Source organism: Telluribacter humicola (genome assembly GCF_017355935.1).
GTDB classification, from domain to species: domain Bacteria; phylum Bacteroidota; class Bacteroidia; order Cytophagales; family Spirosomataceae; genus Telluribacter; species Telluribacter humicola.
This window is the reverse complement of the sequence record NZ_JAFIQT010000005.1, coordinates 103478-116798: the sequence shown is the minus strand read 5'-3', so window position 1 is coordinate 116798 and position 13321 is coordinate 103478. Positions and strand designations below refer to the sequence as shown.

The following is a 13321-nucleotide window of genomic DNA, read 5'->3' as shown; positions in this document are numbered from 1 at the left end:
ATCTAAAACACAAATCATGATTACAACTGATATATGCATCATTGGTGCCGGTCCCGTTGGACTATTTGCCGTATTTGAAGCAGGATTACTAAAAATGCGCTGCCACCTGATTGATGCCCTACCACAGGTAGGTGGACAGCTTTCCGAAATTTATCCCCAAAAACCCATCTACGATATACCGGGCTATCCCGAAGTAAAGGCGCAGGAACTGGTTGACAATCTGATGGATCAGATTGCCTCCTTCAAGCCAACGTTCAGCCTGGGTGAGCGGGTCGAAGTACTAGATAAGCAGGAAGATGGATCGTATATAGTAGAGACGAATGAAGGTACCCGGGTACACTGCCAGGTAGTAGTAATCGCCGCAGGACTGGGCTCCTTTGAACCCCGTAAACCTGAGATCTCTGGTCTGGAAAGATTTGAGGGTAAGGGTGTTAGCTATATGGTGAAGAATCCCGAGCTACTTCGTGACCGTCGGGTCGTACTGGCCGGTGGTGGTGACTCCGCTCTGGACTGGACCATATTCCTGGCCAATGTAGCCCAGGAGGTAACCCTGGTACACCGGGGAGAAACCTTTCGGGGAGCCCCCGATTCGGCTGAGAAGGTATTTGAACTGGCGCAGGAAGGCAAGATCAACCTGATCCTGAACTCCAACATCAGCTCCATCAATGGCAATGGTCACCTAAAGGAGGTAACCCTGGTTGGTAAAGATAAAAATAGCTATACCATGGAAGCGGATCATCTGATCCCCCTGTTCGGGTTGAGTCCCAAGTTAGGGCCCATCGCCGATTGGAATCTGGCGGTTGATAAATCTGCCATCAATGTCAATACCTTTGACTACAGTACCAACGTGGAGCGCATCTATGCCATTGGTGATATCAACACCTACCCGGGTAAGCTGAAGCTGATTCTTTGTGGATTCCACGAGGCGGCCCTGATGTGCCAGAGTGCTTTCAAATACGTGTATCCCAATCAGAAGTTAAGCTTCAAGTACACCACCGTCAACGGAGTACCAACATTTTGATATATAATGCAAATGTGTGATTGAGTATATTAGCGATCAGTGGTCACTCAATCATACATACACTCAATCAATACAAACAGCTATAAGCTAAGAATGATAAATTTCATTGTAGAAGACCGCAACGGAGAGCAGCGGCCAGTTGAAGTACCCGAAGGTATCGGGCTGAACCTGATGGAGGTTCTTAAAGCATCGGATTATGATATAATGGCAACCTGCGGGGGAATGGGGCTTTGTGCTACCTGCCACGTACAGGTACTTGAAGGTCACGATAATCTGCCTCCGGTCAGTGATGTTGAACTGGATATACTCGATACCTTGCCCAGCGCCCACGATGACAGCCGACTGGCCTGCCAGCTCCGGGTTGATGAATCTATGGAAGGGGCCCTGTTCCGAATCGCGAGTGAGGAACCTAGCTAAGATAAAGAAGCCGGTGTTGTATGACCGGCTTCTTTATTTATAAGTACTGCCAGAGGTACGTTTACAAGAGAGTTCGCGTTTAATATTCTCATATCTCTTGTGGGCCAGAGCAGGAAATCCGAACAGTTCGCACCTAAATATTTCGCCGTCAATAAGTAGTAAATAATTCTATAAATCAGTAGTTTAGGAGGGTAACGAAACCTATCATTCTAAATCCTCTGCTACTATGAGTAAAAAACTAAAATGGATACTCGGTATTCTGGGTATTCTCGTCATTGTACTCTTTGCGGCCTTTAAGTTCATGCAGTACAACACCAAAAAGGCCAGCCCCGAAACTACCGCTGAGTACACAAGCAACGGCAACAAAATCGTAGTTAACTACAGCCAGCCTTCTAAGAAAGGCCGGGAAATATTTGGTGGCCTGGTACCCTATGGCAAAGTGTGGCGGACCGGCGCCAACGAACCGACAACATTTACCACAGAAAAGGAGCTGAATGTAGGTGGCAAAACACTTCCGGCGGGCACCTATACCCTCTGGACCATTCCGGAAAAGGATCATTGGACGGTTATCTTCAATAGTAAGCAGTACGACTGGGGCATCAACTGGGATGGTACATCTACTCACGAGCCGGAGGCCGATGTAGCGCAGATACAGGTACCGGTGCAAACTACTACTGCCCCCACGGAGTCGTTCACCATCAGCTTTGAGGAAACAGACCCGGCTATGGTACTGGCCTGGGACCAAACCCGAGTGGTAGTACCCTTCCGGTAGCTTTTCTGGCCTGGTCACGTAGAGTGATGTATAAATGATCTTTGAATAAGATTGTAAAGGTGCTTGTCAGGCGGTCCTGTTCGCTCAGACTGACAAGCACCTTTACAAATTGGCTCATCTATCAGTAATATACTCTTTATCCTAATATACCCTTTAAATACAAGGAGCTGTACCGACCTGGTACAGCTCCTTGTATTTATTAATAGTATAAAGGCTGATCAGGCAGCCATTGAGGCCATACTACGGCATTCTTTAGCACAACGACGACATGCTTCAGCGCAGCGCTTGCAGTGGTCGGCTTCGTGCTTGGCACACTCAGCTCCACAGGCTTCACAGATTTGAGCACAGAGTTCGCAGATCTGGGCAGAGAACTGGCTGTTGCTTGACATGAACTCCACAGCAGTAAAGCAAATGTTGGCACAGTCACGGTCCAGACGGATACACGCAGCCATCATTTTTACATCATCCTCACTCAAACAGGCATCCATACACTGATTACACATCACGGCACACTCCTGGCAGGCCTGAATACAAGATTGAAACTTATCGCTTGTCATTGTACTTGGAGTTAAGTTAAACAAAAGATACAATCAATAAACCCGCTCCTGCACCTATTGTTTCATTGGATTTCCATGGCGGCTTTCCAACAAATTAGTACAATACATAGCTCCGAGTATTCGGGATTGGGTAAGTACTCAGGTGAATCATGCCGTAGTTATTTACCTGAATAAAATTAGCTACTGCCTACTTGCTGCTCCACCTATGGAATGGTTTTTTACCAGATTATCATATTGATATACAGGCTTCACACATTTACGCTAAGGCACCATGGGTTGTCTAAAGTACACAGGACATCTCAGATTGAACAAAGGGGGAAGAAGAACGACTGCACCCGGTACAGGATTGTAACAAGCTTAGAGTGATTGGCTTTCCAAACCAGCCACTGATAAGCATTTTCTCACAGAGGTTCAGGATTAATTCTCGCTTTAATCCCGGAAGAAACCTTGAATCTAATTACAAATACACTTACTGATGAAGCACGATAAAGAATCAAAGCAAGGTGGAATGAAGAACAGGAGCATGGGAATGCGTGGTGTAACGCGTCCCATGGCCGAGAAGGAAATACGACAGCACAACGAAGACATGCATAATGAGAGTGAACATCAGCATAATAAAGGAGAAGGTCACAGCATGATGATGTCCGACGACATGCGTACCCAGATGCTCCACATGCACCACATGCAGACCCTCTGGGTGTACTGGATGATTGTCCTGCTGGGATTCTGGATGGTATTTTCTCCCCTTACTTTCGACTACGGCATTGGTACAGTACAGCCATCGGGCGGCCGCAGCGTGTGGCTTACGCTGGACCAGCGCATCCTGTTCATGAAGTGGAGTGATATCATCAGTGGGGTACTACTGATCCTGTTCGGTTGGCGTGGCCTTACACCCAACCGCCCCATCAGCCTATGGATTTGCTGCTTTGTAGGTATTTGGCTCACGATGGCCCCGATCCTGTTCTGGTCACCGACGGCGGTTGCCTACTATAACGATACCCTCATTGGAGCGCTTATCATAGCACTTACCATACTTATACCGGGTATGCCCAATATGATCATGTACATGAAGATGGGGCCCGCTACACCTCCGGGCTGGAGCTATAATCCATCCAGCTGGCCGCAGCGCTGGATCATGATGGTACTTGGTTTTTTGGGCTGGATCGTATCCCGCTATCTGGCAGCCTTTCAGCTCGGCTACATCGACTCCGTGTGGGACCCATTTTTTGGAGAGCAGAGTGAGCGGGTACTCAACTCCAGTATGTCGCATTCTATGCCAATCTCAGACGCCGGTCTGGGAGCCATTGCCTATACGTTCGAATTTCTGATGGGATGGATGGGCAGTCCGGCCCGCTGGCGTACTATGCCCTGGATGGTGGCTATATTTGGTATTCTGGTAATTCCACTGGGGCTGGTGCATATTTTCCTGGTTATCAGTCAGCCGGTGGTGGTAGGAGCCTGGTGTACCTTCTGCTTACTGGCCGCGGCCATCATGCTCCCCATGCTTCCGCTGGAAGTAGATGAGGTGATCGCCATGGGTCAGTTTATGAAAAAAAAGATGAAGCAGGGTGAGAAGTTCTGGAAAGTATTCTGGAAGGGAGGTACTATTGAAAGTGACGAAAAAGACGAAGCGCCTGAGTTGATGGCATTTCCGCAGAAGCCAGCGGCTGTATACGCTTCATCCATCTGGGGAATGAGTTTTCCGTGGACTTTGTCAGTAGCTACTCTGCTGGGAGCAGCCATGGTATTTGCACCGGGTATACTGGGAGTACCAATCAAAGCTAACCCCGCGGATATTTTCCATCTGGGTGGTTCACTGATCGTGGTAGTGTCAGTCATCAGCATGGGTGAACCTATGCGGCTGGGCCGCTATATCAACATCCTGCTGGGACTTGCGGTGGCGGTTGCTCCCTGGTTCCTGGACAACAGCCCCGTCGGCCTGAATATCGCCGGAGTAGTACTTGGACTGGCCGTAGCAGCACTGGCTTTACCCCTCGGACCTGTCACACAACGTTATGCCGGATGGAACGAGTATATCCGGTGAAATGGGTATCCAGCTAAACATCTCCTGATGTAGCCTGTTAAATAGTTACTGATGTTGACAATTGTAAAAGAGCTAAGGCTCGTTGAGCCTTAGCATCTATCCTATCAATAAATCTTATGTACCTATGAAAATCTTAAAATTCAAAACCAATATAAAGTGTGGTGACTGCGTAGCCAAAGTTACGCCTTACCTTGACGGTGAAGATAAAATATCGATGTGGGACGTAGATACCAACACCCCCGAAAAGATCCTGAGTGTATCAGGGGATGAGGTAGAGCCGCATCACGTTGAAAATCTGGTTGAGAAAGCCGGTTATAAAGCCGAAGTTCTTCGTGTGCAGGGTATCGGTGGAGGCGACATTTAAAGGATAAAGTTAGATCATGACGGAGGTAAGTACTAATCATCCCAATGGCCTTCCCTACATAGAGCTGACCGATCAGGGGTGTAAGTTATCCTTCCGGAAAGAGTGTTTGGGTAACATCAAAATCTATCGGAAGGTTGATGATGGGGAGGAGGAGCTGTTAGTGCAGGGAATCCAAACGCCTTACACAGATGAGGCTAACTTTCCAGCCGGTAGTACATTAACCTACATCATCGAGCTGGACCATGACCAGCAAAAGTATCAATATACCTTAGAAGCAAGACTATATAATCAGAGGGCCGGCGAATGATAGCCGGCCCTCTGATTTTGTTCTAACTACGGCCCTTTACATTACCTTATCAAGCGTAATGGGCAGATCACGCACCCGCTTGCCCGTAGCATGGTAAACCGCGTTGGCAATAGCCGGCGCTACACTGACTATACCTATCTCGCCTAGTCCCTTCACACCGAGTGGATTCACGATTTGATCTTCTTCATCGACAAATATCACCTCCACATCGTGTACATCGGCATTAACCGGAACGTGGTACTCAGCCAGATCGTGGTTGATGAACCGACCGTACTGGTGGTCCATAACGGAGTACTCCTCCAGTGCCATACCTATTCCCCATACCACGCCTCCCAGGATCTGACTCCAGGCCGTCTTTGGGTTCAGGATTCGTCCCCCGGCAACGGCACTTACCACGCGGGTCACTTTGATGGTACCTAGGTCTTCATCTACATTTACCTCCACAAATACCACCGAGTGCGAGTAGGGCGAGTAGTTCTCCTGCTCGTCGGCTGGTTTTGACTCTGCCTCTACCTGTACACTATCCTTCTGATTTTCTTTCAGTAGCTGGGTGAGTGGGATGGCAACCGAAGTATCTTCTTTAAGTCGCATCTGCCCATCCGTGAACTCTACCTCCTCTATACTTACTTCTTTAAATGGTGAGTCGTCAGATTCCTGAGCCAGCTCCAGCAGCTTCTCACCCAACTTCTCACATACCAGCTTCACCGCTGAACCCACCGTTGAAGCAGTCCAGGAACCTCCCTCGAGGGGAGACTGAGGGAGAGATGAATCTCCCAATTTGAACTCTACGTTCTCAATGGGTAACCCCATGCACTCGGCGGCAATCTGGCTCATGATGGTATAGGTACCGGTACCTATGTCGGCCGTAGCACTACTTACCGTCAGCTTTCCTTCCTTGGTTAGTACCGCTTTGGCACCGGACGGCTTCTGAGTGGCCTCCCAGGCTCCGTTGGCAACACCCCACCCGATCAGGTTATGGCCTTCGCGCATGGAACGGGGCTGTGGGTTCCGGTTTTTCCAGCCAAATAGTTCGGCGCCCTGCCGGTAGCACTCCTGCAGTTCTTTACTGGAAAATGGTTTATTTACATTCTGGTCTTTGACCGAATAGTTTTTCAGTCGAAACTCCACCGGATCCATGCCTACCTTGTACGACAGCTCGTCAATGGCGCATTCCAATGCAAAGATACCCGTAGTACCACCGGGAGCCCGCATGTCAAGCGGAGTATATACATCCAGTCCCACCAGTTTGTGGCTGAGCTTTACGTTTTCACATTTGTAGAGTACACCGGGCCAGATAATCACGTCTTCACTGTAATCTTCGAAACGTGATGTTTCGGCAAAGGCGTGATGTACTACAGCCTCGAGGGTACCATCGGCAGAGGCTCCCAGAGATAGTTGTTGAACCGTTTTGGGACGGTGGCCAAAGGAGAACATCTGTGGCCGGGTAAGCACAACCCGCACGGATCGTTTCAGCTCGAGCGTAGCCATCACCGCCATGAATAGCTGGTACTGCGGCCGCAATCCCGAGCCAAAGGCTCCTCCCACAAATGGGGATAGTACCCGTACGTCTTCCTTCGCCAGCCCGAACACACCCATGATGTACTCCTGACTATTGAGTACCCCCTGTATCTTATCGTAGACCGTGATACGTCCATCTCCCTCCCAGATAGCTGTACTGGCGTGCATCTCCATGGGGTTATGGTGCTGACTCGGGTGCGAGTATACTTCGGATATTCGGTGCTCAGCCTCTTTCAGAGCTGTTTCGGGTTTTCCCCACGGATCAGGTGGTGGGGTGGATTTATATTCCTCCGGCTCGTAAGCATTGGTACGTTCAGCTTCAAAATTAGTAACGTGCTCTTCTGTTTCGTATTCGACCTTTACCAGCGAAGCGGCGTATCGGGCCAGTTCGTAGGTTTCGGCCACCACCAGAGCTATGGGTTGCATATTGAACAAGATATCCCGGTTGAAAAGCGGACGGAAGGGAGAACCGGGGGGAGCATCCTCATCCTGAAAGCTACTATCGTAGGATGCCAGTTTGGGCCTGTTTTCACTGGTGAATATATCGAGCACTCCCTCTACACGCAGCGCCTCACTGGTGTCCATCTCTTTAATCTTCCCTTTAGCTATGGCACTGGATACGACCACTCCATAGGCAAGATCGGTGGCACTGAATTCAGCGGCGTACCTGGCCCGACCAGTTACCTTGTCACGGCCATCTACCCGGTTTTGAGGTTTTCCTATTTGTTTAGTTACCATGGTTCTATTGGTCTATTTTCGCGGCCTGCATCAAAGCCCGCACTATGGAGCGACACGCCAGTTCTATTTTAAAGCTATTGTGTTCAAACCCTTTGGCCTTCTGTACATAGGCATCGGCCACGGGTTGGAAATTTTCCCGGCTAGCCCTTTTCCCAATCAACAGAGCTTCTGCTTCAGGATTACGCCAGGGCTTATGCGCCACACCACCCAGAGCTATACGGGCTTCCTGAATCGTATCTCCCTCCATATCGAGTCCGGCGGCTACTGAAACCAGCGCAAAAGCATAAGAGGCCCGATCCCGATTCTTCAGGTAGGTGTAGTGTTGGGCGAATCCTTTGGAGGGCAGCTCTATGGACGTGATAATTTCGTCATCGGCCAGATTGGTGTCCTTTTCAGGCGTATCACCGGGCAGTCGATGAAAATCAGCAATGGGAATGGTACGCTCGCCCCGCGGGCCAGTTACGTGAATGCGTGCCTCCAGGGCTGCCAGCGCTACTGCCATATCCGAAGGATGCGTTGCGATACAATGTTCACTGTGTCCCAGGATGGCATGGATGCGGTTGTAGCCATGAATAGCGGAGCAGCCAGTACCTGGCTCCCGCTTATTGCAGGCCGTGTGGGTATCATAAAAGTAGTAACAACGGGTTCGCTGTAACAAGTTGCCACCATCAGTTGCTTTATTACGAAGCTGGGCCGTAGCACCGGCCAGTATAGCATGCGAAAGCAGCGGATACCGCTGCTCCACCTGCTCGTGGTAGGCTGTGTCGGCATTGGTTACAAGTGCTCCGAGCAGAAGACCTCCTTGGGCGGTTTCTTCGATCGTATTGAGAGCCAACCGGGTGATATCGATCAGGTGCCGGGGCTGCATTACGTCAATCTTCATGAGATCCAGGAGGTTAGTGCCCCCCGCTATGACCTTGGCTCCCTCTTGTTGGCTTACTTCACTTACGGCTGATGTGATATCATCAGCCCGGGTATAGGTAAATGGCTTCATAGGTTCTGATTTCGTTCAATGGCTTCCTGTAAGACTTTCACAATATTGGTATAGGCTCCACAGCGGCAGATGTTACCACTCATCAGGTCGCGTATGTCATCAAGGGTCTTTGCTTTGCCCTCGTTGATCAGGCCGATGGTTGAGCATATCTGCCCGGGAGTACAATAGCCACACTGAAAGGCATCGTGATCTATGAAAGCCTGCTGTACCGGGTGCAGTTCACCATCCTGAGCCAGGCCCTCGATGGTTGTAAGCTCAGCGCCATCGTGCATGACCGCCAGGGTCAGACATGAATTAATTCGTTTTCCATCCAGCAGGATGGTGCAGGCGCCACACTGACCATGGTCGCAGCCTTTTTTGGTGCCGGTCAGGTCAAGGTGTTCGCGTAGCAGGTCCAGCAGGGAAGTCCATACTTCGACCTCCACCTGCTGACTGGTACCATTGATGGTGAGAGTGATCCTTTCGGTTGATACCGTTGGGGACAAGGCTTTTTCTTGCATAAGATGAAGTGGATGGGTAATGACGGATGGAGCCGGGATAGCGCTACCATCCCGGCCAAGATTTAGCAGATATATTGAATGCTGAAAATTAAGCGTCTTGTCCCGCGAGAGGTACGCTATAGATGCAAAACTCCATGTCAGAGATATCTCCCACGGCTTCGTGAATCCGTGAAGTAGTAAACAACAAGTTACCCCTACCATCGAGGGTGAAGGTGTCGGCCCATTTGATCTGCTCGTCTTGTACCAGGGTTTTGATCTCTCCCTCGGGAGTCCGGTATACTACGGCATTTTTTTCCAGATCAGCCATGTACATATTGTCGTTCTGGTCAAATATCATTCCGTCCGGAGCCGGCGTTTTGCCAAGGTTTTCGACCTGCTGTTCGAGCTTTTCTTCGTCGATGATCTCACTGGTAAGGATGTCTGTAGATACCCGGTACAGGTGATAGCCAGTCAAAGAGTGGTAGTACAGAAAAGCTTTGTCGGGCGATAGGGCAATACCATCAGCATGCATCTGTGGCTGCTTTCCCTCCCGGAGCCACTTTTCCCCCTCTACGGTCAGGTATATATCCTCAGCTTTGGTGGAAGGGTGATTATCAAGTAATCTGCGAGCTACGCCTGATACGATATCCAGTAATATAATGGCACCGGTACCGGACTCCGTTATATATATCCTGTTGTACTCTTCGTCAATCCGCAGGTCATTTAGGTATGATTGTTCCTGAGCTATTTTCCTGTCAAAAATCCACTTATTCTTTAGCAAGTCAGTGTTCAGATCAAACTCATAGAGTGCTGGGTTCCCGACTACTCCTTTCATTTCGGGGCTGGCCGGGTCAAGTACGAATAAGGAATTACCGTGGGCATAGACGGCCTGTACACAAGTAAACTTATTTTCCTGCGGGGCTCCCTGCCAATGGTTCCACGATTCGTCGGGATAAGGGGTGTAGCTACCATCCTCATCGACTTCAACTACTGAGAAGGGTACTCCATCCCTCCATCTTGGAAAACAGGCAAAAAGACGTCCTCCATCACTCATGGTTACTCCGGTAACCTGTACTCCTTTGAATGAAGCTACTTTAGTGAGCTGTTTTGTTTCGCTTTGTTCACTCATGACTATTTTGTGGATATATGTTTTGTATTTGATTGTATACTACTGATGTGGAGGGTACCCAAAACCTGTACCACTACCTTTAAGTACTTGTATATCGATCACGAGTAGAAGAGTAGGAGAAGCAAATTGCATGTGTCTACTAATACTGGACACTTTGTGCAACTCATTGATTTGTAACCTTAGTATAACCAGATTGTTTGTACGATACCATACTACACCCATCATTCATACTATTCATACCATTGGTTTTACAGGGTAGCTTTACAGCCGCCGGATAGAGTTTAGTATATACCTACCCCTGGGTAAGATTATACTCTGGTGGGTACCTGTCCATCCGGAAACTTCCAATCAGGGACTTGTTGAAGGGGCATCACCATCAGCTCTTTTACATCGGTATGTTTTCGGATGTAGGGTACTCCAATGTTGATCTGGTCCTGGGGGATATCCAGTCGGAGGGTCTGATGCAGCCGGTCCCAGATGGTAAGTACTACACTGTAATTACTATCGGTTTCGTCTCTGATTACTGAATGATGAATACCATGCATTCGGGGAGTAACAATGAAATCCGCCAGTCGCCGATCCAGTTTTTCGGGCAGCTTAAGATTGGTGTGGTGGAAGTTGGTAGCTACTTCAAATATTATCTCGTACACGAGCACCTGCCGGGGACTCACTCCGGCCAATAAGGCCCATCCTCCCCGATACAGCACCGAGATAAGTACTTCACCAAAATGAAAACGCAGGGCCGTTGTTACATCCAGATCCAGATCGGCATGATGTACCTGATGGAACCGCCATAGGAACGGGAACCGATGATTGAGTTTGTGCCAGCGGTAACTTCCGTAATCCAGCAGCAGGAAGCTCAGAAAATGGTTGAGAGGGAGCGGAACCCGAAGTATCCGTAATAAACCCACATTATGTTTTTCTCCTAGTGAAGCGGCCTTTACCATGGCCGGTATCAGCGAAAGACGCAGGGCTGCAACTGCGGTAGAAGAAACCATTGTATTAGTCTTAAGCCTTTCCCACAGAGCGTCTTTCCGTTTGCGCAGGGCATACCGCTTTTCAAGATAGAAAAGTCCCAAAACACCTACTGCCAGAATGGGTGCCCCTCCAAAATCAAATAGCTTCCTTATGAGCTTACTGTTACTGTTTTTCATAACGGATAAGGTTAGTAGCTAAGCATCCTGCTCACGGTCGAATGGTAAAATCGGGAAGAGGGAGTAGTGGCTTTGAGAGCCAGATTGACATCAGCCACACGTACTGCCAGGGGTTAGTATTAACCCAAACAACAGCATCCTACTATTGTTCGGGTCATCCATAAAACTGTAAAGTACATGCAGCGATCAATACGTATTGGGCAGAGGCAATAACAGCGGTAGCAAAAACATAAACCGTAATGTCCTGTTATTTAAGTAGTAGATCAAATTAAAGAGCTAATCTGAAAATGTGACATCGAGGAAGTTGAACAGTGCGGCTGATGAATCCTTGGACTAAGATCACCCAGTACCTTATCCAGTCATTCTTTAAACTGTCTCAAACTATCTAAGCATATGAACCTGACATTTAGCAATCTATTCTTTGTTGAAAAAAGTAAATTCCCGCAGGAGAAGCAGCATATCCAGGAGGAACATCACCGAAAAATAGGTTGGGTGTTTTACTGTACCCTAGTTCTGGGTCTCTGGCTGATAGCCTCCCCACCCTCCTTTGGGTATCAGGAGCCGCTCATGATCTGGAGCGATATTATAACCGGCTTTTTAATGGTTGTGCTCAGCTACCTGGCTCTCAATCCCTACCGGCTGTGGGCACAGTGGAGCATCGTGTTGCTAGGTGTCTGGCTATTAATCGCTCCCATGATCTTCTGGGCTAAGCAGGAGGCCGGGTTTCATAATGATTATCTGGTGGGTACCTTAGCCGTCGTATTTGCTATTATTATTCCCGGTCAGCCCGGCATCAAGCTCTTTGAAAAACCGGGACCTGATATACCTCCGGGCTGGACCTATAACCCTTCCTCCTGGAACCAGCGCCTGCCTGTGATCTTTCTGTCGTGGGTAGGTTTCTTTGTCGCCCGGTACATGGGCGCCTATCAAATGGGTTATATTGATACCATCTGGGACCCTTTCTTTGGGGATGGTACCCGACAGGTACTGACCTCAAAAGTATCCAAGTCTTTTCCGGTATCGGATGCCATGCTGGGGGCTTTCTCTTACGTGATGGATATCCTTTTTGGCTGCGCCGGAGCCATTAACCGCTGGCGCACTATGCCCTGGGTAGTGATCATTTTCGCGATTCTGATCATACCGCTGGGGGTAGTTAGTATTACCCTGGTGATCCTGCAGCCGGTATCGGTTGGCTACTGGTGTACCCTGTGTCTTACCAGTGCCATGATCTCCATGCTCATGATTCCCTTCACTATCGACGAGGCTGTGGCTACCATCCAGATGATGCGGGCCGAAAAGAAAGCGCACGGCACCTCATACTGGACCACCTTCTGGTTTGGAGGTACCATGCAGGGCGGTAAAGAGACAAGAGTCCATTTACCTTCTACCCTTCTGGAACTGACCGGTAATGAGATGCTTAATGACATCAAGCTACGCCCCTGGAATCTGATATTTACACTGGTCATTGGAGCATGGGTGATGTCGGCGTATAGCACACTGGGGTACAGGGATACTATATCATATAGCGAAAATATTACCGGTGCCCTCATCATTACATTTTCTGTGATTGCCATGTCGGAAGTAGGTCGCCCGGCTCGGTACCTGCTGATCCTGTTTGGTCTGTGGCTTATCGCGGCTCCCTGGATCCTGGGTACGGATAAAAATGCCGCTATGTGGAATGGGGTTATTGCCGGTGCCGTACTGATCCCGCTATCCTTCCCGAAAGGCAAAGTAGAGGACAAGAGGGGAAGCTTCGATAAGTATATAGTCTGATCTCAATTCAGGGTCTTGTACATCCATTCTACCAGGTCCTTTTTCTGATACTGG

General features: G+C 49.1%; 13 protein-coding genes. 7 read left to right on the top strand and 6 right to left on the bottom strand.

All coding sequences use genetic code 11. The features are described 5' to 3' along the window. Positions 1-16 precede the first annotated feature (16 nt). The 3 genes from JUB14_RS20085 (at position 17) to JUB14_RS20075 (ending at position 2210) form a co-directional block, all read left to right on the top strand. The gene (locus JUB14_RS20085) at positions 17-1021 is read left to right on the top strand and encodes an NAD(P)/FAD-dependent oxidoreductase (RefSeq protein WP_207508613.1); all 1005 of its coding nucleotides are present in this window, start codon (positions 17-19) and stop codon (positions 1019-1021) included. Between the two features lie 93 nt (positions 1022-1114). Beyond that, on the top strand, positions 1115-1438 hold the full coding sequence (locus JUB14_RS20080; protein WP_207508612.1) for a 2Fe-2S iron-sulfur cluster-binding protein: 324 nt from the start codon (positions 1115-1117) through the stop codon (positions 1436-1438). 226 nt (positions 1439-1664) lie between these two features. Beyond that, positions 1665-2210, top strand: coding sequence for a DUF2911 domain-containing protein (locus JUB14_RS20075; RefSeq protein WP_207508611.1), 546 nt, complete (start codon positions 1665-1667; stop codon positions 2208-2210). Between the two features lie 218 nt (positions 2211-2428). On the opposite strand, the gene JUB14_RS20070 is transcribed toward JUB14_RS20075, so the two are convergent. After that, the gene (locus JUB14_RS20070) at positions 2429-2767 is read right to left on the bottom strand and encodes a four-helix bundle copper-binding protein (protein ID WP_207508610.1); all 339 of its coding nucleotides are present in this window, start codon (positions 2765-2767) and stop codon (positions 2429-2431) included. A gap of 475 nt (positions 2768-3242) precedes the next feature. Here JUB14_RS20070 and JUB14_RS20065 point away from each other — a divergent pair, with 475 nt between their 5' ends. The 3 genes from JUB14_RS20065 (at position 3243) to JUB14_RS20055 (ending at position 5482) form a co-directional block, all read left to right on the top strand. Further along, a complete protein-coding gene (locus tag JUB14_RS20065) occupies positions 3243-4811 on the top strand; it encodes a vitamin K epoxide reductase family protein (protein WP_229368071.1) in 1569 nt (522 codons plus the stop codon). A gap of 124 nt (positions 4812-4935) precedes the next feature. Continuing rightward, positions 4936-5175 carry a heavy-metal-associated domain-containing protein gene (locus JUB14_RS20060; RefSeq protein ID WP_207508609.1) on the top strand — a complete coding sequence of 80 codons (240 nt, stop codon included), beginning with the start codon at positions 4936-4938 and terminating at the stop codon, positions 5173-5175. A 16-nt stretch (positions 5176-5191) separates the two neighbouring features. Continuing rightward, positions 5192-5482, top strand: a complete 291-nt coding sequence (locus JUB14_RS20055; protein ID WP_207508608.1) for a hypothetical protein — start codon at positions 5192-5194, stop codon at positions 5480-5482. 36 nt (positions 5483-5518) lie between these two features. On the opposite strand, the gene JUB14_RS20050 is transcribed toward JUB14_RS20055, so the two are convergent. From JUB14_RS20050 to JUB14_RS20030, 5 genes are all read right to left on the bottom strand, one after another. Continuing rightward, positions 5519-7738, bottom strand: coding sequence for a xanthine dehydrogenase family protein molybdopterin-binding subunit (locus JUB14_RS20050; protein ID WP_207508607.1), 2220 nt, complete (start codon positions 7736-7738; stop codon positions 5519-5521). A gap of 4 nt (positions 7739-7742) precedes the next feature. Further along, positions 7743-8732 (bottom strand): FAD binding domain-containing protein, encoded by a 990-nt coding sequence (locus tag JUB14_RS20045; RefSeq protein ID WP_207508606.1) that lies wholly within the window; start codon positions 8730-8732, stop codon positions 7743-7745. Continuing rightward, on the bottom strand, positions 8729-9232 hold the full coding sequence (locus JUB14_RS20040) for a (2Fe-2S)-binding protein (RefSeq protein ID WP_207508605.1): 504 nt from the start codon (positions 9230-9232) through the stop codon (positions 8729-8731). Before JUB14_RS20040 ends, JUB14_RS20045 begins: the two co-directional genes overlap by 4 nt. An 88-nt stretch (positions 9233-9320) precedes the next feature. After that, positions 9321-10340, bottom strand: a complete 1020-nt coding sequence (locus JUB14_RS20035; protein ID WP_207508604.1) for an SMP-30/gluconolactonase/LRE family protein — start codon at positions 10338-10340, stop codon at positions 9321-9323. Positions 10341-10648: 308 nt separating this feature from the next. Next, positions 10649-11494 (bottom strand): sterol desaturase family protein, encoded by an 846-nt coding sequence (locus JUB14_RS20030; protein WP_207508603.1) that lies wholly within the window; start codon positions 11492-11494, stop codon positions 10649-10651. A 393-nt stretch (positions 11495-11887) separates the two neighbouring features. Here JUB14_RS20030 and JUB14_RS20025 point away from each other — a divergent pair, with 393 nt between their 5' ends. Then, positions 11888-13267, top strand: a complete 1380-nt coding sequence (locus JUB14_RS20025; protein WP_207508602.1) for an SPW repeat domain-containing protein — start codon at positions 11888-11890, stop codon at positions 13265-13267. The last annotated feature ends 54 nt before the right edge of the window (positions 13268-13321 follow it).

Bases quoted from the DNA above. Each gene is read 5' to 3' on its own strand.
- JUB14_RS20085 (WP_207508613.1), top strand. From the start codon at position 17: ATGATTACAACTGATATATGCATCATTGGTGCCGGTCCCGTTGGACTA.
- JUB14_RS20080 (WP_207508612.1), top strand. From the start codon at position 1,115: ATGATAAATTTCATTGTAGAAGACCGCAACGGAGAGCAGCGGCCAGTT.
- JUB14_RS20075 (WP_207508611.1), top strand. From the start codon at position 1,665: ATGAGTAAAAAACTAAAATGGATACTCGGTATTCTGGGTATTCTCGTC.
- JUB14_RS20070 (WP_207508610.1), bottom strand. From the start codon at position 2,767: ATGACAAGCGATAAGTTTCAATCTTGTATTCAGGCCTGCCAGGAGTGT.
- JUB14_RS20065 (WP_229368071.1), top strand. From the start codon at position 3,243: ATGAAGCACGATAAAGAATCAAAGCAAGGTGGAATGAAGAACAGGAGC.
- JUB14_RS20060 (WP_207508609.1), top strand. From the start codon at position 4,936: ATGAAAATCTTAAAATTCAAAACCAATATAAAGTGTGGTGACTGCGTA.
- JUB14_RS20055 (WP_207508608.1), top strand. From the start codon at position 5,192: ATGACGGAGGTAAGTACTAATCATCCCAATGGCCTTCCCTACATAGAG.
- JUB14_RS20050 (WP_207508607.1), bottom strand. From the start codon at position 7,738: ATGGTAACTAAACAAATAGGAAAACCTCAAAACCGGGTAGATGGCCGT.
- JUB14_RS20045 (WP_207508606.1), bottom strand. From the start codon at position 8,732: ATGAAGCCATTTACCTATACCCGGGCTGATGATATCACATCAGCCGTA.
- JUB14_RS20040 (WP_207508605.1), bottom strand. From the start codon at position 9,232: ATGCAAGAAAAAGCCTTGTCCCCAACGGTATCAACCGAAAGGATCACT.
- JUB14_RS20035 (WP_207508604.1), bottom strand. From the start codon at position 10,340: ATGAGTGAACAAAGCGAAACAAAACAGCTCACTAAAGTAGCTTCATTC.
- JUB14_RS20030 (WP_207508603.1), bottom strand. From the start codon at position 11,494: ATGAAAAACAGTAACAGTAAGCTCATAAGGAAGCTATTTGATTTTGGA.
- JUB14_RS20025 (WP_207508602.1), top strand. From the start codon at position 11,888: ATGAACCTGACATTTAGCAATCTATTCTTTGTTGAAAAAAGTAAATTC.